Annotated in this window: 23 protein-coding genes; 10 read left to right on the top strand and 13 right to left on the bottom strand. The window is 44.1% G+C overall.

Translation table 11 applies throughout. The features are described 5' to 3' along the window. The first annotated feature begins 16 nt into the window (after positions 1-16). From hutH to LNL84_RS04960, 3 genes are all read left to right on the top strand, one after another. Entirely contained in the window at positions 17-1,549 is a 1,533-nt protein-coding gene (gene hutH / locus LNL84_RS04970) for a histidine ammonia-lyase (RefSeq protein WP_244355615.1), read from the top strand. Positions 1,550-1,738: 189 nt separating this feature from the next. Continuing rightward, entirely contained in the window at positions 1,739-3,580 is a 1,842-nt protein-coding gene (locus LNL84_RS04965; RefSeq protein ID WP_244355613.1) for a DUF3413 domain-containing protein, read from the top strand. Between the two features lie 344 nt (positions 3,581-3,924). Then, positions 3,925-4,518: a GNAT family N-acetyltransferase gene (locus tag LNL84_RS04960; protein WP_244355611.1), complete on the top strand. Its 594-nt coding sequence runs from the start codon at positions 3,925-3,927 to the stop codon at positions 4,516-4,518. A 160-nt stretch (positions 4,519-4,678) separates the two neighbouring features. On the opposite strand, the gene pstB is transcribed toward LNL84_RS04960, so the two are convergent. From pstB to LNL84_RS04935, 5 genes are all read right to left on the bottom strand, one after another. Continuing rightward, positions 4,679-5,428 (bottom strand): phosphate ABC transporter ATP-binding protein PstB, encoded by a 750-nt coding sequence (gene pstB, locus LNL84_RS04955; protein ID WP_244355610.1) that lies wholly within the window; start codon positions 5,426-5,428, stop codon positions 4,679-4,681. Between the two features lie 78 nt (positions 5,429-5,506). After that, on the bottom strand, positions 5,507-6,370 hold the full coding sequence (gene pstA, locus LNL84_RS04950) for a phosphate ABC transporter permease PstA (RefSeq protein WP_244355608.1): 864 nt from the start codon (positions 6,368-6,370) through the stop codon (positions 5,507-5,509). Positions 6,371-6,374: 4 nt separating this feature from the next. Then, a complete protein-coding gene (pstC, locus tag LNL84_RS04945) occupies positions 6,375-7,307 on the bottom strand; it encodes a phosphate ABC transporter permease subunit PstC (RefSeq protein WP_244355606.1) in 933 nt (310 codons plus the stop codon). An 87-nt stretch (positions 7,308-7,394) separates the two neighbouring features. Next, positions 7,395-8,216, bottom strand: a complete 822-nt coding sequence (locus LNL84_RS04940; RefSeq protein ID WP_244355604.1) for a phosphate ABC transporter substrate-binding protein — start codon at positions 8,214-8,216, stop codon at positions 7,395-7,397. Between the two features lie 305 nt (positions 8,217-8,521). Next, a complete protein-coding gene (locus tag LNL84_RS04935) occupies positions 8,522-9,853 on the bottom strand; it encodes a DEAD/DEAH box helicase (protein WP_244355602.1) in 1,332 nt (443 codons plus the stop codon). A 434-nt stretch (positions 9,854-10,287) separates the two neighbouring features. Here LNL84_RS04935 and LNL84_RS04930 point away from each other — a divergent pair, with 434 nt between their 5' ends. Next, positions 10,288-10,548, top strand: coding sequence for an Lpp/OprI family alanine-zipper lipoprotein (locus tag LNL84_RS04930; protein ID WP_244355600.1), 261 nt, complete (start codon positions 10,288-10,290; stop codon positions 10,546-10,548). A gap of 70 nt (positions 10,549-10,618) precedes the next feature. On the opposite strand, the gene LNL84_RS04925 is transcribed toward LNL84_RS04930, so the two are convergent. The 4 genes from LNL84_RS04925 to LNL84_RS04910 are packed head-to-tail and all read right to left on the bottom strand — an operon-like array spanning position 10,619 to position 14,704. After that, positions 10,619-11,518, bottom strand: coding sequence for a L,D-transpeptidase family protein (locus tag LNL84_RS04925; protein WP_244355598.1), 900 nt, complete (start codon positions 11,516-11,518; stop codon positions 10,619-10,621). A 4-nt stretch (positions 11,519-11,522) separates the two neighbouring features. Then, a complete protein-coding gene (phrB, locus tag LNL84_RS04920) occupies positions 11,523-12,956 on the bottom strand; it encodes a deoxyribodipyrimidine photo-lyase (RefSeq protein WP_244355596.1) in 1,434 nt (477 codons plus the stop codon). Between the two features lie 10 nt (positions 12,957-12,966). Beyond that, on the bottom strand, positions 12,967-13,767 hold the full coding sequence (locus tag LNL84_RS04915) for a MerR family transcriptional regulator (RefSeq protein WP_244355594.1): 801 nt from the start codon (positions 13,765-13,767) through the stop codon (positions 12,967-12,969). After that, positions 13,757-14,704 carry a YbgA family protein gene (locus LNL84_RS04910; protein WP_244355592.1) on the bottom strand — a complete coding sequence of 316 codons (948 nt, stop codon included), beginning with the start codon at positions 14,702-14,704 and terminating at the stop codon, positions 13,757-13,759. The genes LNL84_RS04915 and LNL84_RS04910 overlap by 11 nt, the downstream gene beginning before the upstream one ends. Positions 14,705-15,016: 312 nt before the next feature. Between LNL84_RS04910 and deoD the strand changes: the two genes are divergently transcribed. Further along, entirely contained in the window at positions 15,017-15,727 is a 711-nt protein-coding gene (deoD, locus tag LNL84_RS04905) for a purine-nucleoside phosphorylase (protein WP_244355591.1), read from the top strand. A 75-nt stretch (positions 15,728-15,802) separates the two neighbouring features. Beyond that, positions 15,803-17,290, top strand: a complete 1,488-nt coding sequence (locus LNL84_RS04900) for a lactate dehydrogenase (protein WP_244355589.1) — start codon at positions 15,803-15,805, stop codon at positions 17,288-17,290. A 16-nt stretch (positions 17,291-17,306) separates the two neighbouring features. On the opposite strand, the gene LNL84_RS04895 is transcribed toward LNL84_RS04900, so the two are convergent. Further along, positions 17,307-18,197, bottom strand: coding sequence for a DMT family transporter (locus LNL84_RS04895; protein WP_244355588.1), 891 nt, complete (start codon positions 18,195-18,197; stop codon positions 17,307-17,309). A gap of 161 nt (positions 18,198-18,358) precedes the next feature. Between LNL84_RS04895 and LNL84_RS04890 the strand changes: the two genes are divergently transcribed. Together LNL84_RS04890 and LNL84_RS04885 are read left to right on the top strand one after the other, a co-directional pair. After that, a complete protein-coding gene (locus tag LNL84_RS04890; RefSeq protein WP_244355586.1) occupies positions 18,359-18,748 on the top strand; it encodes a DUF3302 domain-containing protein in 390 nt (129 codons plus the stop codon). Between the two features lie 3 nt (positions 18,749-18,751). Then, on the top strand, positions 18,752-19,882 hold the full coding sequence (locus LNL84_RS04885) for an HlyD family secretion protein (protein WP_244355584.1): 1,131 nt from the start codon (positions 18,752-18,754) through the stop codon (positions 19,880-19,882). A gap of 54 nt (positions 19,883-19,936) precedes the next feature. Here LNL84_RS04885 and LNL84_RS04880 read toward each other — a convergent pair whose 3' ends face one another. Next, positions 19,937-21,124: an MFS transporter gene (locus LNL84_RS04880; RefSeq protein WP_244355582.1), complete on the bottom strand. Its 1,188-nt coding sequence runs from the start codon at positions 21,122-21,124 to the stop codon at positions 19,937-19,939. 96 nt (positions 21,125-21,220) lie between these two features. On the opposite strand from LNL84_RS04880, the gene LNL84_RS04875 reads away from it, so the two are divergent. Together LNL84_RS04875 and LNL84_RS04870 are read left to right on the top strand one after the other, a co-directional pair. Then, positions 21,221-22,219, top strand: coding sequence for an endonuclease/exonuclease/phosphatase family protein (locus LNL84_RS04875; RefSeq protein ID WP_244355580.1), 999 nt, complete (start codon positions 21,221-21,223; stop codon positions 22,217-22,219). Between the two features lie 78 nt (positions 22,220-22,297). Beyond that, positions 22,298-22,795, top strand: coding sequence for a GNAT family N-acetyltransferase (locus LNL84_RS04870; RefSeq protein WP_244355578.1), 498 nt, complete (start codon positions 22,298-22,300; stop codon positions 22,793-22,795). 66 nt (positions 22,796-22,861) lie between these two features. On the opposite strand, the gene LNL84_RS04865 is transcribed toward LNL84_RS04870, so the two are convergent. Together LNL84_RS04865 and LNL84_RS04860 are read right to left on the bottom strand one after the other, a co-directional pair. After that, a complete protein-coding gene (locus LNL84_RS04865) occupies positions 22,862-23,302 on the bottom strand; it encodes a hypothetical protein (RefSeq protein ID WP_244355576.1) in 441 nt (146 codons plus the stop codon). A 109-nt stretch (positions 23,303-23,411) separates the two neighbouring features. Continuing rightward, entirely contained in the window at positions 23,412-25,772 is a 2,361-nt protein-coding gene (locus LNL84_RS04860) for an ATP-binding protein (protein WP_244355575.1), read from the bottom strand. Positions 25,773-25,978 lie beyond the last annotated feature (206 nt).

The raw sequence follows: 25,978 nt of genomic DNA, 5'->3' as shown, positions 1-25,978 counted from the left end.
TATGGAAGATCACGAGATGTTAAATCTAGTTTTGAAACCCGGTGAGCTATCATTGCCTCTACTTCGACAAATCAGTCGTTCTCCAGTGAACTTAATGCTCGATGTCGACGCACATGTGGATATCAATGCCAGTACCGAGGTTGTCAATGCTGTCATTGCCGACAACAAAACAGTTTATGGAATCAACACCGGGTTTGGTTTGCTGGCCAATACCCGTATCGCACCAGAAGATCTGGAAGTTCTACAAAAGAGCATCGTGCTGTCTCATGCTGCTGGCATTGGCGAGTTCATGGATGATGAGACCGTGCGCTTAATGATGGTTCTGAAGATCAATAGCCTGTCGCGCGGTTACTCAGGAATTAGGCTATCTGTGATTCAGGCTCTTATTGAGCTAGTGAACGCTCAAGTCTATCCTTGCGTACCAAAAAAAGGCTCCGTTGGTGCGTCTGGTGATCTCGCCCCATTGGCTCATATGAGCACGATATTACTGGGCGAAGGTGAAGCAAGACACAATGGTCGCCTGATTACAGGTATGGAAGCATTACAAATCGCAGGGCTAGCGCCCATTACCCTTGCCCCGAAAGAAGGACTAGCCTTACTCAACGGAACACAAGCCTCGACTGCTTTGGCGCTTGAAGGTTTATTCCAAGCCGAAGATTTGTTTGCTTCGGCCACCGTTTGTGGGGCGATGTCAGTGGATGCGGCACTGGGCAGTCGAAAGCCGTTTGATCCTCGAATTCATCGTGTGCGTGGTCATCGAGGTCAAATGGATGCCGCTTTTGCGTTCCGCTACTTACTCGACGCTAAAAGTGAGATTGGAGAATCTCACGATGACTGCGAGAAAGTGCAGGACCCCTACTCCTTACGCTGTCAACCTCAAGTCATGGGGGCCTGCTTACAGCAGATCCGCAACTCCGCCGAGGTATTGGAGGTTGAGGCAAACTCGGTCTCCGATAACCCTCTCGTTTTTGCGGATGATGGCGACATTGTCTCTGGCGGTAACTTTCATGCAGAGCCTGTTGCAATGGCTGCCGATAATCTTGCACTTGCTATCGCTGAAATTGGTAGCTTATCGGAGCGTCGCATGGCACTGCTGATAGACAGTGCACTGAGTAAGCTGCCACCATTTTTGGTTAACAATGGTGGCGTAAACTCAGGGTTTATGATCGCGCAAGTCACATCCGCAGCTCTAGCCAGTGAGAACAAAACGCTCGCCCACCCAGCCTCAGTCGACAGCCTGCCAACGTCTGCAAATCAAGAGGATCATGTCTCAATGGCAACATTCGCAGCGCGTCGCTTAACTGATATGGCCGAGAACACACGCGGAATTTTGGCTGTCGAGTACTTAGCGTCGGCGCAGGGATTAGATTTCAGAACACCGCTAAAATCATCAAAAAAAATAGAGCAAGCAAAGGATATCCTGAGAGAAAGCGTCCCTTTCTACGATAAAGATCGCTACTTTGCGCCAGACATTGCGAAAGCCAATACAATTCTTAAGCTTTGTAAGCACAATTCATTAATGCCCGACAACCTATTGCCTAGCCTATAAGCGCTACCACACCTTAGGCCCTCAAATGGGGGCCATTTAACTCAGAGTCACCATCTCCCTTCACTGTATTGCACGTGAATTACGTGCCTGACAAATGCATCATTTTCCTGTAGTCTTAAGTGAAATTTGGGACTATACTTCCTGATCAAATTTTTCTGGTATACAAATTAAATTTAACGGTTATTCAATATGTTGTCGTTTTTGAAAACTCGGTTGAGCCCCTACTATGAGTTTCTAATCTTTAACTCTCTTTTGGCAACGCTCGTCGCTATACGCTATTTTTCCTATTTTCCTGATGTCCCCTTTGATACGGCACAGGTTGCCTTCACCGTTACCAGTGTATTTAGTCACATGAGCTTGCTGGCCTTGGTATTTGGTCTGGTCTGCATGGTGTTGTGCTTCTTGCCTTTTAAGGCAAAGCGAGTGGTGCTGGCCCTGTTTGCAACGATTGCAATCAGTTTTTTAATTGTCGATACCATGGTGTTTGGTTTTTACCGCTTTCACCTAAACTACCCTGTTCTTTCTCTTGTAGCTTCAGGACAAATTGTTGAGTTCCCAATGACGGCATGGTTAGTACTCGCAGCTGGAATGGCATCGATTTTTGCTCTTCAGTGGTGGGTTCTAGGCCGAGTAGAATACAAACAGTTTGCTCTGACGCGTAAGCTTCGCAAAGTGTTTATGGGGCTGTTTTTAGCGACGACTCTGGCAAGCCACAGCATTCATATTTGGGCAGCGGCAACAGCCTACCAACCCGTACTTTTCGTGAATCAATACCTACCGCTATTTTATCCAACAATCGCGAATTCATTTTTGATGAAACATGGCTATTTGGATCGTGAAGAATTAGCGAAGAAGCAAGCAAAAAAACCAACTATTCAAGGTGGGCTAAACTACCCTCGTTCACCTATTGTTGGTACTGCACCAGTGCAGCCAAAAAATATCATGGTGATCTTGATTGATTCCTGGCGCTCTGACACCGTCACGCAAGAATATATGCCGACAGTGTACCAAGCTTCTCAAGAGGGATTGTCGTTTGACCGACACTATGCGTCAGGCAATGCGACGCGTATGGGTACCTTTGGTTTGTTCTACGGTCTTCCAGGTCCATACTGGCACCCAATGCTTGCCAACCAGCGCTCCACCGTTTTAATGGATCGCTTGCAAGAATTGGATTACAACATTGGTATTTTTACCTCTGCACACATCGAATCACCGGAATTCAATCGCACGATTTTCGCCAATATCCCAAATCTCCGTATTCGCGGTAAGAGTATGGGCAATGCCGCAGAACGTGATATCGAGTTAGTCGATGACTGGACAAAATGGTACGAAGATCGCTCGGACAAGCCGACCTTTTCGTTTCTGTTCTTTGATGCGCCACACGGTTTCATCTTCCCTGACGATTACGAACCTAAATTTGAGCCAATGTCTGGTCCGAACAACCCATTTGTCCGAAGCAACGATTCCGATCCAGAGCCTATTTTTAATCGCTATCGTACCAGCACCCATTTCGTCGATAGCTTAATCAAGCAAGTGTTTGCGAAACTTGAAGAACAAGGCACACTTGACGACACGGTAGTTGTCATTACTGGTGATCATGGCGAAGAGCTGAACGATAACGGTCAGAACTTCTGGGGCCACAACGGAAACTTCACCGAAGCTCAGGTTAAAGTCCCTTTTATCATGATTGGTGCTGGCGTGGATAAGCAAGCAAACCAATGGCCTCAGGGAGAGATGACCACTCACTTCGATATGGTACCAACACTGATGAGCAACTACCTTGGTGTTACAACCGACGTTAAGGACTACTCCATCGGTGAAAACTTATATGGTGAGTACGTTGAGCGCCCGTATACCATTATTTCTGATTACGGCGACTATGCGATAGTCTCTAAAGATAAGATCTTTTCTTTAAAGGGAAATGGCTTGTATGAAGTCAAAGATGGCAGAAATCGCCTGCTTCCCAAACAAGAAATCGACGCAGAACGCATGAAATATGCGCTTGACGTACTGAGTCGCTTTAGCGAGTAGGAGTTATTCAACGGATCTCTGATAGGCCCAACGACAATGGTCTATTTTTTAGATCTTACGAGTAACGTGTTAATAGCGCTACTTTCTCTCTCCTGAAGAAGTTTGCGCATCATTGGCAGCATCATTCAAAAGGGTTGGCCACGTGCTGACCCTTTTTCGTATCGTCCTCAATGAAGCAATGAGACTCTCTTCAACGCACTCAATTCTTGTCGCTGATATCCGACATTCACTGTCGGTCACCTATGGCTTTCTTATACTTTACAGAATACTGGCACGTAACGCTTTAACCATGCTAATGTTTAAATTCATACATTTATCAACTTAAACCGCCATGAGGAAGTAGCATGTCAGATTTGAAAATTATTAACGCGGATTATTCTACAGTACCTGCTCTCAGTACGATGTTTATTGATGCCTATGCCAACAACGAAGCCATGCAAGCTGCATTGCGCCAAGACGAAGTTTCAGAATTCGCTCATGATGCCTATTGGCGCTGGGCCATCGGCGAATGGGGGTTAGCTGGAGGAGAAGTTTATACCACTGCAGACAATGAGGGCTGCGTTATCATGCGTGCTCCTGGCCAGCATCAGGCTGACGTTATGCAAAAGATGGAGCTGCTTGCAATTGTCACGCGAATGATGGGTTCGAGTCGAATAGAAATTGCCAAGGAAGTCTGCGAGCAAATGTTAGCCGTTCCGCCTATGCAAGATTGTTACTGGCTATGGGGCCTTGGGGTTTCACCAAAGGCCGCAGGCAAAGGGCTTGCCGGCGCACTAATAAAAACAGTTACCGACCAGGCTGATCACGCCGGTAAACCAACCTATGTGGTTGCATCGAGCGAAAAAGTCGTCAAAACCTTTGAGCGCCGGGGCTTTGAAGTACTATCTAAAAGTGAAAACTTCCCCTACTGGTTTATGCTTCGCCCTGCCCAAAAATAGAAAGAGACAAAGAACTCTTCATTCAATTCATTTAGTAAATCACCAATGAGATGATTGAAGGCAGACAAAAAAGCCCCTCTTAGAAAGAGGGGCAAAACTACCATCGCTTTTTTTTATAGTGATAATTCAGGAACCCCAGATGGTCGGTTCAAAATGAAGATCAGCCAAAATCACCATTAACATAACCTTTCGTGCGGTCATCTCGTGGATCAGAAAAGATCACGTTGGTCTCATCATGTTCTACCAGTTCGCCCATTAAGAAGAATGCCGTTCTGTCAGAGATTCGACGAGCTTGCTGCATTGAGTGCGTAACGATCACAATGGTGTAGTTTTTCTTTAACTCTTCCATCAGTTCTTCAATCTTGTGTGTCGCAATTGGGTCGAGCGCCGATGTCGGCTCATCCATCAAAATCACATCCGGCTGCATTGCGATAGTACGCGCAATACACAAACGTTGTTGCTGACCACCAGAGAGACCAAAGGCATGAGACTTCAAGCGATCTTTCACTTCATCCCAAAGTGCAGCGCTGCGAAGAGAGGTTTCAACTACCGAATCAATGTGCTTTTTGTCTTTGATGCCTTGAGCACGTAGCCCGTATGCCACGTTTTCATAAATACTCATAGGGAACGGATTGGGTTTCTGGAATACCATACCCACTTTGATACGAAGATCAGCCACGTCAATATTGCCATAAATATCCGTGCCATCCATTTCTAGATTACCCGTTATTTTTACACCTTCGATCAGGTCATTCATTCGATTAAGGCAACGAAGCAGAGTCGATTTGCCACAACCCGAAGGGCCAATCAATGCCGTAACCTGACGCGTTGGTATAGGTAGGTTGATGGATTTAAGCGCTTGGTTTTCGCCATAATATAAATCTAGGTTTTCAATTTTAAATTTGTTCATCTTCTCGTCTCTAAATACTTTGCAGTTGTGCTATCAGCGACTGCTCTTTATGGTCTGGCGTCGCTGTATCTCTATTTTTTAGTACGTTGCCGTGTTAAAACGACTTGCGATTATTTTTGTGACCATATTGATCAACAACACTAACACGATCAAAACTGTCGCAGTACCGTACGCTTGATTCCATTCTTCAATGGTAAATAGCTCTGTGGTTAACTTATATAGGTGAACCGTTAGTGTGCGTCCAGAGTCGAGTAACGAATCAGGGATTCGAGCAACCATTCCTGCCGTTAAGAAAACTGGCGCGGATTCCCCAATGACACGCCCAATACTTAGAATCACCGATGTTAAGATCCCTGGCATAGCACTTGGCAAAATCAAACGCCAAATTGTGTAGATTTTTGAAGCGCCTAGCCCGTATGAGCCCTCACGATAAGTTTGAGAAACGGCCATCAGCGCTTCTTCTGTAGTACGAATGATCACAGGCAAAATCAAAATACTGAGAGTCAGTGCACCTGAGAGAATCGAAAATCCGAGACCTAAAATAGCGACGAAAAATGTCATACCAAATAGACCGAAGATGATCGAAGGTATACCCGCTAATGATTCTGTGCAGAATCGAATAATCTTGACCAACTTACTGCCAACTTTGGCGTACTCGGTAAGATAGATAGCGGTCATAATGCCAAGTGGCGCCGCAACCGCTATAGAAGCAATCACCATATATACCGTTGAGACAATCATCGGGAAGATGCCATGTTCATCCGTTGTGCGCGTGTAATTATCAGTAATAAACTTCCAATCTACATGCTGTAAGCCATTGGATAAGATGTACCAAATAATCCAAAATAAGAAGCCGACGGTTAGAGCTGCTGCCATCCAAACGCATACATTTAGAATGTAATCTTTGGTCTGACGTGCTTTTTTAAGTTTTACAGTATCCATATCGTTACTTCGCTTTTTCACGGTTTAAGTAAAGAAGAACAGCATTTAGCGTCATAATAAACACCAGCAGCACGACGCCTGTCGCATACAGCGCATTCGCGTGAATACCACTTGCATAGGACATTTCAATAGCGATATTCGCGGTTAGTGTACGAGCAGAATCCAAGATGCCTTGTGGCATCGCTGGTGCATTCCCCATCACCATAATGATGGCCATCGTTTCGCCCAGCGCTCGGCCGATCCCCAAGATAACACCCGTCATAATTCCTGAGCGAGCTGCTGGAACGAGCAATTTGAAAATGGTGAAAATTTTGGATGCACCCAATGCCAGTGAACCTTCCTTATAGGTTCGAGGCACAGCACGGATCGACGTTTCAGAGACCGTTATTACTGTCGGCAGTATCATCACGCCGAGAACAATAATCCCCGCAAGAATCGTATTACCCGCTGGAACATTAAACAGCTGTTGAATAAGTGGAACGATGATGACGAGGCCAAAAAAGCCATAAACGACAGAAGGGATACCTGCCAGTAACTCGACCGCAGGTCGAATGATATCTGCCAAGCGCTTAGGCGCGATTTCAGCAATAAAAATGGCGGTAAGTACACCAATTGGTACGCCCACAACTACAGCTCCCAATGTTGACACAACAGAGGCAACAATCATGGTCGCTACACCATACAACGCAGGTGGCAACCAATCTTGGCCTAATACGATGCCAGAAACACCCGCTTGCTGAAATGCTGGAATACTCTCTTTAACTATAAAATAAGCAATCACGGCTAAAGACACGATACCGATAACGGCACTGGTTAAAAATAGTCCGTGGAAAATGCGTTCTTTCCAGTCAACTCGCGTCTTAGTTTTTAGACTACGAGTGCTGGTTTGAGTCGCTTGGTTACTCATAAGCTTCTCACTACTGTTTGCGATGGTCATAAAAGTCTACACGTCGAAAATTCGAGATAGATACAAAAGGCTCAGCCCGAAATGGTAGGCTGAGCAATATGTTGGGATAACGGAAATTTAATTTACTGAGATGTAGCCTTTGCGTTCAACAATAGCTTGTGCATCGTCGGTCAACATCCAGTCTAGGAATTTTTGAGTTTCAGTCGATGGCTTGCCATCTTTGTAAAGTACAAGGAAAGGACGCGCTACTTTGTAAGAGCCATTTTTAACGTTGTCGACTGAAGCTGGCGTACCATCGATTTCAAGAGCTTGTACAGAGCTGTCAACCGTACCTAGCGAGATATAGCCAATCGCATAAGGGTTGCTAGCAACCATTGTTTTTAGGGCGCCGTTACCGTTTGCAACTTGTGCGCGTTGCGAAATCGCAGTGACTTTCACATCACCAATTTTGCGTTTCAATTTCATGATGTCTTCAAATGCACCGCGAGTGCCCGAAGCGGTATCGCGTGTAATAGCAACGATAGGCTTGTCTGCGCCACCAACGTCTTTCCAGTTATTCACTTCGCCTTTATAGATTGCCGTCACTTGCTCTGCAGTGAGACCTTTTAGGCCATTTGCTGGGTTAACCACAACCGCAATACCGTCGCGCGCAACCACTTCTTCAATTAAAGTAGGTTCTTTCTCAGAGTCTTTGAGTTCACGAGATGACATACCAAGATCTGCAGAACCGTTTTTCGCTGCTTTAACGCCCGCTGAAGAACCCGGTCCTTGGACTTCAATAAATACGTTTGAGTTTTGCTGCATATATGTTTCTGAGAAAACTTCCATCAGTGGCGTAACGCTGCTAGAACCTACCGCTGAAATAGTTTCTTTAGCCGAAGCTGGAGTCACTGCTAGTGCGCCGAGTAGAGCGATTGCACCGATAACTGTCTTTTTCATCACAATTTCCTTTGTTGGCCTTATTGCCGTTAAGTTTCGTTTGGACGCTGCTAACTTTAGAGGGTAAATATGACAGTTGTGTTTCACTTAATTTAAGGGTGTGTGACAAGCTTAAATATTGAGGAGGCAATGCGCAGGAGAATGAATTAAGCCACTGATATTAAATAATAAATTAATTCAAAAATTTATTAATATAGCATCGCTTAGATACAAAAAAACCTCACCAATACGTTTAGTATTACAGTGAGGTTAATTTGCAAGCACTCAATTAGGCGATGTTTTAATCAGCCGATGACTAAAAGTGATTAATCATCACTCGGTGCTGGCTTAACTTTCTTTTTCGGGATAAAGACCGAATCACCAACCGCGACATGTTGGTAGAAACTCTTATCGCGCTGAGCTGGTTTTTTGGCCGTTACTTTTTTATCTTGCTTCGCGGCAACTTTTTTCGTCGGGCGCTTTTTGAACGCAGGTTTTTTCGGCTTCAGTCCTTTAAATTTACCTTTTAGTCCTTCAAGCACTGAGAACGTTAGATCTTGCTGTAAGTAAGTCTCTACTCGCTTAAAACTGTCCCAATCTTTTGGACCAACCAGAGAAATAGCATCGCCTTTATTACCAGCGCGACCAGTACGACCAACGCGGTGCACGTATTCTTCGGTATGTTTTGGCATATCAAAGTTAATAACATGCGTTACGTTGGCGATATCTAAACCGCGAGAAGCGACATCTGTGGTCACCAAAATCTTAAACACTTCTCTTTCAAACTGGCTCATGATGGCATTGCGCTGTGTTTGGTTGAGGTTACCACTCAGCGCTACCGCTTTGAGCTTCTTCTCGTTGAGCACGTTGGTCAATCTGTCTGTATCTGCACGCGTCGCGGTGAAGATAATGACCTGCTTGTAATTCGCCTCTTGGATAACCCGCTCCAAAATCGCTTCTTTATGATCTAAATGGTCACATAAATAGAAACGCTGCGTGATATCTTTATGCTCTTCGTTAGAGCCTCCAATCGAAATGCGTTTTGGTGAGTCCAGCATTTCAGCAGCGATGTCGTTCACTTCCGCATGGTCAAGCGTTGCTGAGAACATTAGAGTCTGACGACGACGGTGCTTCGCTGCATTATGAATTCGACGTAATTCCGGAGCAAACCCTAAATCAAGCATTCTGTCGGCTTCATCTAGTACAAACGTTTCTACACCATCAAGAAACAGAGAGCGATGTTCAAGATGGTCGGCAAGACGCCCTGGCGTTGCTACGATAAATCGCGGGTATTTCTTTAGAGCCTTAACCTGATCATTAAAGTTTTCTCCACCTAATATCAACGCTGCCTCGTAAGATAAGCCACCCAGCATAGAGCGTAATTCGCCATATACTTGCTTAGCAAGTTCGCGGGTCGGTGCCAAAATAACACCTCTTGGATCTTTTGCAGAGAACGCTTTAGTTTTAAGCGATTTATGCAGCATTGGAAGAACAAACGCCAAAGTTTTACCAGAGCCCGTCTTCGAAGAAGCCAACAAATCTTTGCCAGCAATCGCAACTGGTATAGCTGTTCGTTGGATTTCGGTTGCTTTCTTAAAGCCATAGTGACTTAAGTTTTTCAGCAAACGGTTATCAAGGCCTAGGTCTTTAAATTGCAAGTTGCATCTCCTGGATATTAAGCTTGGCTATTCTTTAAATGAGCCGGACTGTGCGAAAAGAGGCGAATCATACCTGAAATTATATACGCAAACCACCTTTGTTGTTGCAGCACAAAAAGACCCAATTTGTCCTCTGAAGGCTCAGATCTTGAATTCAGTAAACATACAGCCACCTAGTAAAAAGATAACTGGCTTTCAAACAATGAGTTAGCCATATGACAGAGTTCGATATTCGACGTAGATCACAGAATCTTAGCATCTGCTATTCTCATAAATAAGACAAAACGATATTTGCGAATTTATGTCCTAATTTTTTGGTTTCCCTGACTTTTAAAAAGTGGGCGGAATTAAAAATACGCACTACAATCAAAAACAAGCCATGTGCGAATAAGTGGTGTGCAAGGCGGTATTAAATTAATCCTTAAGGAGTTCTCATGAATAAAGTTTTAATCGCAGCGGCAGCGTCATCTGTTTTTCTTTTGGCTGGTTGTGCGTCGGGTCCAGATGAAGAAACACAATCACAAATGACTGATCTGAATAACCAAGTTTCTCAATTAAGTGATGAAGTAGCAGCACTTAAGAGCCAAGTAGACTCAAGTTCTATGGAAGCTAATAAAAACGCGATGGAGGCAAAAGAAGAAGCGGCACGAGCCAACGAGCGTATTGATAATATTGCACAGTCTTACACAAAGTAACCTGAGCCAATATAAAAAACACCTGCTTTTGCAGGTGTTTTTTATTAACTAATGAAGTTCGTAGACTATATTAATTCGCAACAACGACCTCTATCGGAACCCCATTTTGCGCCACAATTGCCGCTCTGGCGATCGTATCTTTCACTTCAAACTCTTCGAGCCACCATTGTAGTTCTTGCGGTACCACCATGTCTTTTTTTGTACCATCACTGCGCGTGAGTGGCTCGTGCGCTTCGATAAAAATGCTTCTATCGGGTTCAAGTGCCACCTTAATTGGCTCATCAATAACTCTAACTTTTAGTCCGATATTAACCTTATTAAACAACCAATCGATGTCTTTAGGGTTCATTCGAATACAACCAGAGCTCACTCTCATTCCAATACCAAATTCTTTATTGGTGCCATGTATCAGATACGTACCACTGCCAAAAGCCAATCGAATCGCAAAGTCACCGAGCGGATTATCAGGCCCGGCAGGCACTACTGCTGGTAGCTCGATACCGTTTAATAAATATTCTTCGCGTATAGAATTAGGTGGTGTCCATGTTGGGCTTTCGCGCATTTGACTGATTTTAGTCGTCATTTCAGGCGTATCACGACCAATGCGGCCTATACCGACAGGGAAGATATGTACCACATTATGCTCAGGCTCAAAATAATACAGCCTTAGCTCTGCCAAGTTGATGACAATACCTTCGTATGAGACGTTGGGTAAAATAGCTTGAGAAGGTATGGTTAAAACATGACCAGCTTGAGGTAGAAAAGGATCAACGCCTTTGTTGGCTGCCATTAGAGACAAAAAGCCAACATCGTACTGCTTAGCAATATCCGACATCGTTTCTCCGGCCTGCACATCATGATACTGGATCGTCCCTACTATCGAACTCCCCTCTTTAGGGAACGGATAGGTCGCTGCGCTGGCCCATTGAGCAACGCATAAACAAACCAACGCTAACGTTGTACGAATCATTAAATTAACCTTTTGCCTCTTTATACATCCCTAAGGTTATCTCTCTTTCTACCTTGTGATCAACAATTGGTGGAGGATAGTCCAAACTTTCGGCCTGATCCCATGACCACGGTTTATGCCGTAACTTAACCGGAACAGGTTTTAATTCAGGGATCCAATGGGTAATAAAGCGGGTATCTGAATCAAATTTTTCGCCTTGCGAGGTTGGATTGAAGATCCGGAAGTAAGGTTGAGCATCACACCCTGTTGATGCCGACCACTGCCACCCACCATTGTTAGCTGCAAAATCCCCATCAATGAGTCTACTCATAAAATAACGTTCTCCTTCGCGCCAATCAATATGCAGATCTTTGGTTAGAAAGCTAGCCACAATCATTCGAAGCCGGTTATGCATCCATCCTGTGGTATTCAATTGTCTCATCGCCGCATCAACAATGGGGTAACCTGTCTGACCCTTTGCCCAGTTTTGAAAGTGATTTCTATCCCCAGACCAAGCAACCTTGCACTCCCAATCCAAAAACGCTTTATTCATAGACAACTTTGGCATCGCGACCAGCAAATGTGTGTAAAAATCTCTCCACGCCAGTTCACTTAGCCAGATGTCCCCACCTTTGGTCACATTACCGCGAGAATAATAGAGCAAAGCCCTTATACACTGTCTTGCGGAAAGTGCGCCGATCGCTAGGTATGGGCTCAATTGGCTTGTTCCATCCACCGATGGAAAATCTCTGTTTTGTTGATAGTCACAACTCTTGTTTATACAAAAATCATTCAAAACTTCCTGTATTGCTTCACTATCGGAATGCCAGGATCGGCTATCCATTTTAGGATAGTTGAGAGCAATCTCTGCTTGCGTCAGTTCTAAGTCAAACTCACCCTCAATATCAATATTTAGCTTTGGCTTTGGCTTTGGCTCTGCCCTCATAAAAGGTTGCGTCATCTCGCCACCCACCAGCAATCGTTTCATCCACTCGTTTTTGAACGGTGTAAATACCTTGTAATAGCTACCTTGCCGATTTTTAATTGAGCCCGGTGAAAATACACATTTATCATCGAAAGACTGCGACTGTATTTTATTTTTATTGAGTTGGCGAACGAGATCTTCATCACGACGCAGCTCATTCACTTCGTATTCCCGATTGAAAAACACCTGTTCAATTCTCTGCTTGATACAAAACTCCACTAGCCACTGGTTTCCTGAATCAAAATCCAAACACTCGATAAAGATCATTGGCGTTTCGAATTGGCTTAGTTCCTCTCGAAGTGCCTTCAACCTACGCTCAATGAGATCCGCCTGCATAGGAGATAGACAATGCTGTTGCCATTGAGCGGGCGTTGAAATATACACAGCAATAACCGGGGCTCCTGCAACAAATGCTGCAGCAACTGCCCGGTTATCCTCAACACGAAGATCACGACGAAATAGTACAATGTTCACAGGCAACCTCTTAATTAGCTTGATTTAAATAGGATGTTACAGCGGATAATTGTGTGACCGTGGCTGGTGACAGGGCCTGCAGTTGTTTGATCTGGTGTACTAATTTCGCGTTGACATGTTCACCGCTAAGAATTTCTATTCCGTCAAAGCGTGATAAAAGCTGAGGTTTCAACAAAGAACTCATATCATTCATGTTTTCTAGAAAGGTGACTTTGTGGGTTCGTTGCAATCTTGCATAGCGAAACCATCCAAAAACTGAGCCAGGCGCGCCGACTACAATAATCAACGCGCTCTGAGCACTTCTTAACAGCTTACGTTCTGACTCAATCAGCCAAGCTAGTCGTTGTTTCACAACTGTCTTAAAAAGATGCTTCTGACTCTGTTGCTGCGCCGACTTGAGCAGCCCTAGAGTGTCAATTATCGGATAAACAAACTGTGATTCAATTACACCAAGGGGATATTCCTTAAACAAGATAACCAAAAGCTGTTGGAGCTTCGGCATATCGAGTTTCGAAAGATACTCTATCGCTAAATGAACCTCTTCCAACTGTCTGTTTTCTGGGCAAGGAGAACCGCTAAGTTCTGTCGACTCGATTAATGTCTTCACTTTACCAATAGACACCCCTTTAGCGAGCCAGCCTTGGATTTCCTTTATCGTTTTAAGATCTTGCGCACTGTATAGCCGATGCCCTTTCTTGGAGCGAGCAGGTTGCACTAGATTATACCTTCGTTGCCAAGCTCTTAAGGTCACTGGGTTAATACCCGTTCGCTCCGATACTTCAGTGATAGAAAGCTGCTTGTTACAATCCATAACGTAACCTCAGCTCCTCTGGATGAGGTTGCAAAAATTTCTGCTGATGCAAGTAATCATTCGGGTACTTTTCTAAATAGTGTTTGAGCAGTGTCAAGGGTGCCAAAATAGGCAGAAGCCCCGTTCTGTAATCGTCGATAACCCGCGCTAGTTCTGATTTCTCTGAGGCGGTTAAATCACGCTTGAAGTAACCTTGAATATGCATCAATACGTTAGTCGTGGTTTTGCGGCTCGAACGGTTTTTCAATGCATTCATAAAGCCTGTTCGGTATTGATAAGCAAAATCCTCAGGCTCTAGTAAGTGTTGTTTGGCAACCAGACTCCCAAGCGATTTGTACGATTCGGGGTGATTAGCCATCAACACCAATTTATAACGAGAATGGAACGCGACTATTTTCCCGGCACTTGGGCTCCCGTCCATGCTTTGATAAAAGTCATTCAGGGCGAACACACGCGCGACAAAATTCTCTTTAAGTACCGGGTCATTTAGACGTCCATCTTCCTCGATAGGTAGCCACGGCATCTTTTTCATTAACTGACGAGTGTAAATACCGATTCCGTCGGTCGTAGCGTGCTTCTCAGTGTAAACCTTGACTCGCTCCATTCCACACGTAGGTGATTTAGCGCATACGATGTAGCCGCACAAATCCTGACTGGCAAGTTCTGATACTTTATCGCGTGAAAAAGTCTCCATCTTATCGGTATAATCTTTAGAACTGTCTTTGCTCTCGACCAGACGGATTCTCTCATCGTCCGACATCAACCTAATGGTCGGCCTCGGTACCGACAATCCAATCGACACTTCTGGACAAACCGACTTAAAGGTAAAATGCGCAGAGAGTTCTTGGTTAACATAGGAACTCTGTTTGTGGCCCGAATCAAACCTCACCTTTTCGCCCAGTAAGCATGAACTAATCCCAACAACAATCGTTCTCATAGTAATTTCCCCAGCTTGTACAATTTAATACTTTGTACAACTTGGACTCCTAAATGGATCACCCGAATAGAAAATTTATTCGCAGAGCCATCCTAAGCACTCCTTGATAAATCCTTCACAAAGCAAACCAATCGATTGCCAAATCACTTTCAACATATTTCGTTATCAACTACATTAATTGTTGAGTGTGAAATTTTTTCTGTGACCAACATCTCACAGAACTACGTAATTGCTGGTTAATATTCACTTCAACACGAAGACAACACTTCAACATATTTAGTTAAACCATACAGTTCAGATCGGAGTAACATTATGGCAACCCCACATATCAATGCTAACGTCGGTGATTTCGCTGAAACGGTTCTAATGCCTGGCGACCCACTTCGAGCTCAATATATTGCAGAAACATTTTTAGACGATGTAGAAAAAGTCTGTGATGTCCGCAATATGTTCGGATACACCGGCACCTATAAAGGTAAGCGTGTTTCTGTCATGGGGCACGGTATGGGTATTCCGTCTTGCTGTATCTATGTTCATGAGTTAATCAAAGACTTCGGCGTCAAAAATGTCATCCGCGTAGGCAGCTGCGGCGCTGTGCGTGACGATGTAAAACTGATGGATGTGGTAATTGGCATGGGTGCATCGACTGATTCAAAAGTAAACCGTATCCGTTTTAACGATCACGATTTTGCTGCAATTGCCGACTTTGGACTGCTTGAAGAAGCCGTAAGTCAGGCTAGAGCGCAACAAGTACCTGTAAAAGTGGGCAACATTTTCTCGGCAGATCTGTTCTATACCCCTGAAGCAGATATTTTCGACAAAATGAAGCACCTTGGTATTCTTGGTGTCGACATGGAAGCGGCCGGGATCTACGGTGTCGCGGCTGACCTTGGAGCTAAAGCGCTGACTATTCTAACCGTTTCTGATCACATCATCCGAGGCGAAAAATTGAGCTCAGAAGATCGCCAGAAATCGTTCAATGAAATGATGACTGTCGCCCTAGAAACAGCCGTCAATATTTAATCTTTTAAACCGGCCCACAGCCTGACGTGTGCCGGTTTTTTTAAGCACCATGAAAACGAACCTCAGGGGGTGAACGTGTCAGAAGGCAAACTGCCACTGGCAGCACATGGGTTACAGCTCAATTTTTGTAAAACATTGGCGTGTGACAATTTTGGACTAAGTGAGGCAAAATATTATATTTTGCAACGCGTTAACCCTAAGCGACCAGCGATGGTTTGTCGAGAATGCGGCGCGTTTCCCCCCCTTCTTAACAACCAAGATGTTCTCGACGAACTAGCGAGGCTGAAAGCACTTCAAAGTGAAGGGCTTCCATCGTGTAAGAATCCAGCATGCGAGAACGCAGGCGTATCCGTACATACCCACAAAGAAAAATACCACGCTTTCGGGTTTAGTGGTGACAGGCAACGCTATCGCTGTAAAGCCTGTCAATCTACTTTCGTCGACAAATGGTCTGGTCAGAACAAGAAAAGACAATTTCAAGAGTCCTTACTCGCCTTTCTATTTACAGGTTACTCTGTCCGCGAGATTTGTCGAAAACTGAGTATTAACCCTAAAACCTTCTACGACCATATTGAGCATATCGCTAGTCGTTGCCGGCGTAAGTTGGCCATGATCGATGCCCGCTGGCTCAATCACGCGAGCCAATACGAGCTAGCATCTTGCTACCGAGAACTACAGGCAAAAAGCAGTAACGGCGTTTTTTGGTTTACAACAGGTGACGCGCAATCGGGTTATATATTGTGTCAGCACCTCAATTACTCTGCCGAAGAAGCGTCTGGTGATGCAAGTGAACACGATGCCTATAAACCCACAACCCGAATCGTTGAGGGCAATTTTGAGCCAGAAGCCAATGAGGCTCCGGTAAGTCACGCATCATCTTTAAGGCAAAAGATCGATGACAAATACAAGACCATCTTGGCTCGCAGTAACGTGGAAGATCCAATGGGCAATTTTTCTAAGTTTAATTACCCATCCAAAGGCGCTTTGATTCGCCCACAATACACATCCCATGCACATTACCTGAGAGTATTGGAACAGGTGGATGACGGAAAACGTCTAACGATTTACATGCCACAAGATCCCCTATTGAGATCGGCAGCTTTGAGTGTGTGCTTGCCGCGCATCAAACAAAATAACGTTGATTTACTCTATGTTGAACAAGATGGTGATTGGGAAAACAGTCAGAGCAACAAGAAAATAGATGTTGCTTTAATGGGGTGGTGGCGTGATAGGTGGGCAATTGCTAAGCAAGTCGACCCAGATAGTTCACACGAAGTCCATAAAGGAATTTGCTACCTTGCTGGAGATAACCCTGATCTATCGACATGGTTATCGCAGGCTTCGACAGCACAAATTGAGTACTATCAAAACCGGTTCCAAGTCTTATTTGAAGATTTTATCAACGAGCCTAGAAGAAAACTACGCCCGGGGGGATTGATCCCTCTGCTCGATATTTTTCGCGCATGGCACAATCTCTGTTATCAAGATAAATCTGGGCAAACTCCAGCACAGCGCCTCAACGCTGCCGCTTCGCCTATGACGCTCAAGCAACTACTGGCTTAAATTTAATTTTAGTATTTTATATAAAAAACAAAGAGATACCAAACAGAGCTGCTATTGTACCCAGTAAACTTCGCTTAGAAATGGGTTGTCCTTTAATCGCATAGATAACAAGAATAAACAGTGGACTTGTGGCGATCAACGTTTGAGCTACCGCCGGATTTGCGTGCTTTAACGCAATTTGTTGTAACCACAGGGCCAAAAAAGTACCCACAAATATCGCTGTCAGTAGCCAAAACCAACTCACTTTATCCAGTGTAGAGGCTCTACTTCTCATAGATTGGTAAGGTTTATCCTCAAGGAATGGGATAAAAATAGCAACGGCACCTACACCAATCACTAACCGAATTAACGCGCCTACTAATGGTGGTAGATCACCAGAAACTAACGCAAAGTGAGAAATCACTACGCCAGAAGCTTGGCAAATACTCGCAAGAAGACCATAGCCGACCCCGAGCATATCGGTCTTTTCACCCATATCACGACTTGGTTGGAATACCACAGATGCGACTGCAATCGTAGTGATCACAACGCCCATCCAATTCGACAGTGCAAGTGCGGTGCCCAAAAATACTAACGTAAGGATCCCCGATAAAGGAGGCGCTAAAGATTCAAGCAATAACGTTTTGTTGGCACCAATGCGCTTTAACGATGCAAAATACGCGCTATCGCCTATTGCAATCCCAATCACCCCAGAAATGCCCAGTATCCATAAATATTGGCTGTCGATAGTGATATAACTGCTTGGCAGAAAGGGAAGAACTACAAGCATCATCATCGATGCAATAAGTCCTTTAACTATGTTTAGTTGCAGGGCACTAAAATGATGACTGAATCGACTGTATATCCACGTCGCGATGGCCCAAACTATCGCAGCACCTACAGCTGCAAACTCTCCTTGATAAAGCAAAGCAATCTCCACAACGTGTTATCTACACAAAACCATTGCATAATACATAAATATAACAAATACTTAACTTAGCATTATTACTAATCATGCTACCAAGCCTTTAATTTGACCATTTATTCGCCATATTAAGCGGAATTTCCTAACTTAATCAAGGATGTATTATGTTTCTCGATTACGTCGCCTTAGTTTTACTCATTTTTGTCGCTCTTGTGATCTTCTATGGCATTATCGTGATCCACGATATTCCCTACGAAATCGCCAAAGAACGTGACCATCCACACCAAGATGCCATACATGTGTCGGGCTGGGTAAGCCTGTTCACCCTGCACGCGATTTGGCCTTTCTTATGGATCTGGGCCACTTTATGGCGAAAAGAACGTGGTTGGGGCTTTCATCGATTAGAAGAAGAGCAGCACGACCTTCATCATCGATTAGAACAACTAGTGGATGAAGTTTCCATGCTAAAAAAAGAAGTTCAATCAATGAAAAAAAAACCTTTGGCAGCGCAAGGTATCACTCAAGAAAATAAAGACGGCATGGAGGAGAAGTAGCCCATGGATCTATTACTGATATTAACCTACACCGCATTGTGTATCGCTGTCTTTAAAATATTTAAGATCCCTCTCAATAAATGGACAGTACCTACTGCTGTGTTAGGAGGCGTCGTTCTGATTGGCACGCTCATTTTATTAATGAACTACAACCATCCTTTTACCCAAATTGGCCAGCAAATCTATACAACGACACCGATAGTCTCGAGTGTAAGAGGCAAAGTAGTCGACGTTGAGGTTAAACCCAATACACCTCTTCGAAAAGGTGATGTGCTCTTTAAAATAGATCCAATACCTTTTGAAGCCGAAGTCATTCGCAAGCAAGCCGCTCTCGCCGAAGCAGAACAAGACGTATTACAACTTGAAAGCGCCTATAAAGCAGCGCAATCAGACTCGATTCAGGCCCAAGCTGACAGGGACAAAGCTGAACGCGAGTTTAAACGTTATCAGGCTGGCTTTAAAAAAGGCGCATTTACAGAGCAGCAAGTTGACACTCGCCGCCAAAACTTTAAAGCGGCTCAAGCCGCCTTTGAAGCTACAACGGCTCAGGAAGAAAGTGCTCGCCTAGCATTTGAGTCTGAGATAAACGGTGAAAATACTGCGGTAGCAGAGCTACGTGCACAGTTGGTTCAAGCAGAATTTAACTTACAAGAAACCGTCGTCCGCGCTCCTACCGATGGATACGTGACTCAACTTGCATTACGCCCAGGAATGATGGCGGTACCCTTGCCTCTCGCTCCTGTCATGACGTTTATTCATACCGAAGAAAACTACTTTGTAGGTGCATTTAGACAAAACTCATTGCAAAGATTGAAGGCAGGCTTTGAAGCCGAATTTATTTTCAGAGCCTTACCAGGGCGAGTATTCCAAGGAAGGATTGTTGAAGTGATACCCGCAATCGGTGAAGGTCAGATCCAGGCTCGTGGTTCTCTTCTGGGCACTCGAGCACTTATGACTCAGGGTCGTGCGATGGTTAAATTAGAACTTACAAGCAACATGAGTGAGTTCATTCTTCCCCTTGGTTCTAGCGCAGAAATTTCCGTCTATTCCGACAGTTTTCACCACGTTTCTATAATGAGAAAAATTCTCATTCGAATGAAAAGTTGGCAAAACTATCTCTACCTAGACCATTAATTTTTTGGCATTACAAACGACGATTTGAGCGCTTAGAGATAAGCGCTCTTTTATTTAAGTCCATTTTAAAACTCGAACTTCATTTCCTTCTTGAGGCTTTTGGGGGATATTAAAAGACAATAGTAAGGAAACGATAGCCATTCCGGCACCAATATAAAAGACACTAGAGGGTGACACTAACCAGATAAAACCGAAAGTGACTGGAATTACGACCGCTGCGATGTGGTTAATGGTAAAGGATACCCCTGCAGTTGAAGCCATATCAGCTGGATCAGCAATTTTCTGAAAATAGGTTTTGATGGCGAGCGCCAGTGCGAAGAACAGGTGATCGATAACATAAAGTGCCGCAGCCCACTCTGCCGATTGCACCACGGCGTAACCTACAAAGACAAATGCTAAACCGACATATTCAAAGATTAAGGCTTTGCGTTCACCCACTATACCAATAAAACGACCAATTTTCTTTGCAAACAGGAAGTTAAACAGGTAATTAATCAGAAACAGCAAGGTGATCTCCGCGGCGGTGTAACCGAATTTTTCGACCATCAAAAATCCAGCAAACACGGTAAATATCTGTCGTCTTGCACCACTCATGAAAGTCAGAGCGTAATAGAGCCAATATCGTTTACGTAGCACCAATTTCTTATTTTGAGGCGTTTCTGTTTTAAATTGAGGGAATGACAGGGCAATCAGGATAACCAAAATCAAGGCTACTCCACCAGCGATGGAATACACCCAAATAAATTCGAGTTGCAATAGCTCAAGCATCACCCAAAGTGCGCCGTAGGTTACCAGAGAAGCCAACGCACCCACAGAGATTAACTTACCCAGCATTTCTGGGGCTTCATCTTTACTAAGCCACTGTAAAGACAATGATTGCTTGAGAGTTTCAAAGTAATGAAAACCAACTGACATAATAAAGGTAGTGATCAAAAGCCCTGTCACTGAAGGAAAAAAACCGGTTAGCAAAGTTCCGACAGATAGCATAAGTAACGAAACAATCAAAAACTTTTGCTCGCGAATAAACAACAGAATGAAAACAGCGGTAAAGGCAAGAAACCCCGGGATTTCACGAACACTTTGCAACAAGCCTATATCAGCACCATCGAAATTGGCTTTCTCAATCACAAAATTGTTTAGTAACGCCATCCAACTAGAAAACGCAATAGGGACGATAATGGAGATAATAATGAGAAAGTTTTCCGGTGTACGCCAATCTTTTGAGCTTTCCCTAGTAACCATGCTGTAATCCTTAATGCTATTATTGATAAACCTTTGATAGTGAACTTAATTTAATCAGACATCCCATCAACTTTCGATAACTTGGAGTCTAATCTGTTGCCATCGACTAGTACAATTAAAGTTGCAACGCTCAATCTATACAACTTTGTCGCGCCACCCAATGCTTTCTACGAGATGGAGAACATCTATAGTAGAAAGCAATGGCAACAGAAAACGCAGTGGTTGCAAAGAACTCTGAGCGAGGTAGACGCCGATATTATCGGTTTTCAAGAGGTTTTCTCAGCAATAGCACTTGAGGAACTGGTCAAGTCTGCTGGATACCCTTATTTCGCAATCAATGAACCCTGTGTGGTTGAATCTGATTACATTCACTTCCAGCCTAGTGTTGCTATTGCCTCTAGATTTCCCATGCGCCTCCAGAGTAACCCGTCTTTTCCTTCAGGGCATGATTATCAATTTAGCCGCCGTCCATTGCATGTTTCCGTATCCACCTCGCCACTAGGTGAGCTTGACTGTTTTGTGGTTCATTTAAAATCCCAAAGACCAATGCTGCCTGAAGTTTCAAATAGCGATGATACGTTGTCAAAGTGGCTAGAAGAGATCGAAGGAAGCATGCAATCAACTTCCCTTCGTCAAAGTGAGGTTCTTTACCTTCATCAATATATCGTAAAGAGCAAGCAACTCACCCAACGCCCTTTCGTTCTGATGGGGGACTTTAATAACAACTTAACCGCTCCGGAATTCGCTCCATTGCGGTCAACTGGACGTCACCGACGACCTGATTCACAAGAAACGATTGCACCTTATACCTTTCACGACAGTTGGCAGCTGTCATTAGAACAACAATGCTTGGCTATTGATAGCAATCATACCCAGCCGACAGAGCCGATCACTCACTTTCATGGCGAACGCGGTAATCGACTTGACCATATCCTGGTTTCCTGTGAATTTTGCGCAAACCATGCCTATGGGTTGTTTAACGTCGTCGACTATCAACTTGTTGACAAACACATTGTTGACCCAACTTACGGTATCGATGACCAGGGCAGCGACCACGCTCTCGTTTGCATCACAATCGCCGAAAGGCAGCAATAAAGCTCTTGATAAGCTTGTAAAATTCCATTATCTATACAAAGTTATCACTTTTTCTCAAACAGTTATCAGGCATCCAAAATGAACATAGTAGTTAGACCCACAAAAATCAGCGATGCCGCAGGCATCTGTCAGGTTTATGCGCAACCTCTTGCTCAAAGAGAAACCCTACAGTTGCCAAATCCGTCCGTAGAGATGTGGCAAAAACGACTCACCGATATGCCTGTTGGTGTTTACAGTTATGTAGCTGAGTATGAAGGTAAGGTTGTCGGCAACATCGGATTCGAACACTCGCAGCAACCTCGCACCGCACATTGCGCTAGCTTTGGCCTGGGAGTTCATGATGATTATCATGGTATGGGGATTGGTAGCAAATTACTTGAAACAGTGATAGATCTTGCTGATAACTGGCTAAATATTCAACGAATTCAAATAGAAGTGAACGCTGACAATAAAGCGGCAATCGCACTCTATAATAAATACGGATTCGAAATCGAAGGTGAAGCTCTTTGCTCAGCCTTTCGTGATGGTGAGTATATATCAACCTATTACATGGCGAGACTAAAAGATCAACAGTAGTCCCTATTAATTTGGCCAGCGACACTCGGTGGGGCTGGCTCAATCCATTGCCGATTCATTACAAGTTTAGCTATCATTCTCTTTTTTAAGAAGTTCGACTTTCTCTTCGTCCATCTTATCTTTTTTCATCACGTCTTCGGCGTTATCTTCGATATCATAACGATCTTTGTCTTTATCTTTGTCTTTGTCTTTGTCTTTGTCTTTGTCTTTGTCTTTGTCTTTGTCTTTGTCTTTGTCTTTACTCTGGTCTTTCTGTTTCATCCCGTCAACGTCTTTACCATTGCCTTTTCCGGGGTTACCGCCGCTGTGAACACTCTTGTTATTATCACTTGCATTCACTAAGCCACAATCGCTCGGGCCTTTTGCCGTTTTATTAGAAGCGCCTTTGACGCATTCCGCTTCCTCTCCACGATCCATTTTGTTATTTTTCTTACTTTGTCCCTTTCCATCCGCGAGTGCGACACTGAGTGGCAATAAACATAACATTAAAACAGTCTGTATTTTCATTGGTCTCTCCTCTCTATTTATTTAAGCGTAGATGAGTTAATGCCCAAATGAATATTAGAAGTGAGACAAAGAGGTAAAACCATGGCGCAATACTGCGCCATGTGGTGAACTACTTGCGCAGGGCGTTTAAGCGAGCCTGAGCGATACCGTAAACAGTATCGATAGGGTAGCTCCCTTCGAGCGACTGGATGCCCGCTGGTTTGCCAGCAAAAATTTCAATTGCATCGGTCACATGGTCGATAGCCCAGATATGGAATTCGCCTTTTTCAACCGCTTTTACAACATCTGCTCGTAGCATCAAATTGTGCACATTAGAGCGTGGAATGATGACCCCTTGTTCTTTGGAGCGACCTTTGATCACGCACACATCAAAAAAGCCTTCGATCTTTTCATTCACCCCACCTATAGGCTGGGATTCACCAAATTGATTCATCGATCCTGTAATGGCAATATCCTGTCGATTTGGCTGCCCTGAAAATGCCGAAACTACAGCGCAGAACTCCGCCATGCTCGCACTGTCACCATCGACACCACCATATGACTGCTCAAATGTGATTGTGGTATTTAAAGGCACCTTGGCATTTTTTCCAAATACGGAAGATAAATACGCCGTGAGTATCATCACTCCCTTGGAGTGAATACTGCCACCTAAATCGACACTACGCTCAATGTCGATAACCTCACCATCTCCATACGACGCTGTCGCGGTAATACGGTTGGGGGCACCAAACATGTGATCACTCGTGCTCAACACAGACAAAGCATTAACCTGCCCAACAGCGCTGCCACAAGTATGTATAAGCGTCATCCCGTTGGTAAAGCTTTCCATCACACTATCTTGTAAGCGATCAACTCGCATTTTCTGATAGCTCAAAGCCTGGTCGACATGGCCCGCGCGAATAATATTCGATTTAGCGGATCGGGCAACATAGTTGGATTCTCGAAGTAGATTAGCAATATGCGCCGAATGTAACGACAACTTATTTTGATTCCCTGAACGCCGAGAACTGTGTTCGATAATACGAGCAATAGCCTTACGGTCACAGTGCAACATATTGTTATCATGGACAATACTTGAGATAAACCGAGCATAATGCAGCTCTGAGTCTGCCGTTCGCGTCATTTCATCTTCAAAGTCGGCCGTGACTTTAAACAAGTCACTAAACTCAGGGTCATAGTGCTGGAGTAATTGATACGTTCTGTAGTCACCAAACAAAATTATTTTCACGTCTAACGGGATCGGTTGTGGATCCAAAGAAACTGTCCCTGTTAACGTGACCTCTTTTTCCAATGAAGTAAAACTCAGTTGCCGTGAGCGTAGGGCACGTTTTAAACCATCCCAGACGTACGGCTGCTCAAGTACTTTCACCGCATCCATCAGTAACACGCCGCCGTTGGCCTTATGTAAGCTACCCGCACGGATCAAAGAAAAATCCGTAAAGACCGTTCCCTTGAAGGTCGCCGTTTCAATATAGCCAAATAAAGAATGATAATTGGGATTTTCCTCTACGATAACCGGAAAGTCATCACACGTTTGTTTGACCAAGAGGTTAACTTTGTACCGACGAGGCAATTTCTTATCTAACGAAGCGGTAGCAATTTCTGCTTGTTCATTACTTTCTTCGAGAAAAAGGTCAACGTTTTCGCAGATATCTTTCTGCAAGTCACTGAGGTATTTTTTAATCTCTGAATACCCGTTGTAGTCCTTTTTTAATGATTTGATAAAGTGCCCGATAACGCCTAGTGTCACCTCTTCATTGAGTTTCGAGATTTTCTCAGTGTAGGTATCTTCCCAACTTGTGAGCTCTCGGGCCATGTTTCGTAGGCTAATTTCTAACTCGTCGATCGTCGTTTCAAATTTGGCTTGCTCTTCAACCGTTAATTCGTCGAAGCTTTCTTCGGTATGTAAGTCTTCACCGTTCATAGCGACAAATTGGTAGTCTCCTTGAGTGGTTAACGTTAAGCTAACCCCTTTGGACTTGGCATCTTCGCTAAGATTTGCCAATTCAACTTGTTGCTTTTTGGCGAGATCATTTTTCAGTTTATCTGCTCGGCTAAAATACAACTCATTGTCAAACGCCATCGGAATGGCATTGACCAACTTTGTAATGAGTTTTTCAACATCTTGCTTAAGTTTCCACCCCATTCCACAAGGTAGTTTGAGGACCTTAGGCGTACGAGTGTCTTCAAAATTAGACACATAGCACCAATCGAACAGTGCATCCGCATCATGTTGATGGCGATTTAAATAGCGCAGTATCATGGTACGCTTACCCAGTCCATTGTGACCAACTGCGTATATGTTATAGCCCTTTTCTTTGATCGACATTGCGAACTCGACTGCTTTTTGGGCTCGTTCTTGTCCGACAATCTCATCAATAGGTGCAAGTTCTTTGGTTGACTTACACGGCAATTTTTCCAGTTCTGCTGCGTGGTATAGCTGTGAAGGCTCTAATCTTTGAATCGGCATAACCACCTCCTTTTTGAAATTCTTAATGATAAGTCTAGTCGAATTTATATTATGTTTTAGTGACTTAGTCGTTACCCACAGTCGATAGGTGCTTTTTTACACAACTTAAAGGTAAAGTCTTCATAAAAAGAAAGATATATTGACAGCTTAGAACAATTAAACATCAAAAATGGCTTCAAGCGCGCAGCATTCATGCTTTCTGCTGA

Origin of the sequence: Vibrio gelatinilyticus, from assembly GCF_022836845.1 — a bacterium.
GTDB classification, from domain to species: Bacteria; Pseudomonadota; Gammaproteobacteria; order Enterobacterales; family Vibrionaceae; genus Vibrio; species Vibrio gelatinilyticus.
The sequence above is the reverse complement of the archived record's forward strand: the minus strand, read 5'-3'. Positions and strand labels throughout refer to the sequence as shown.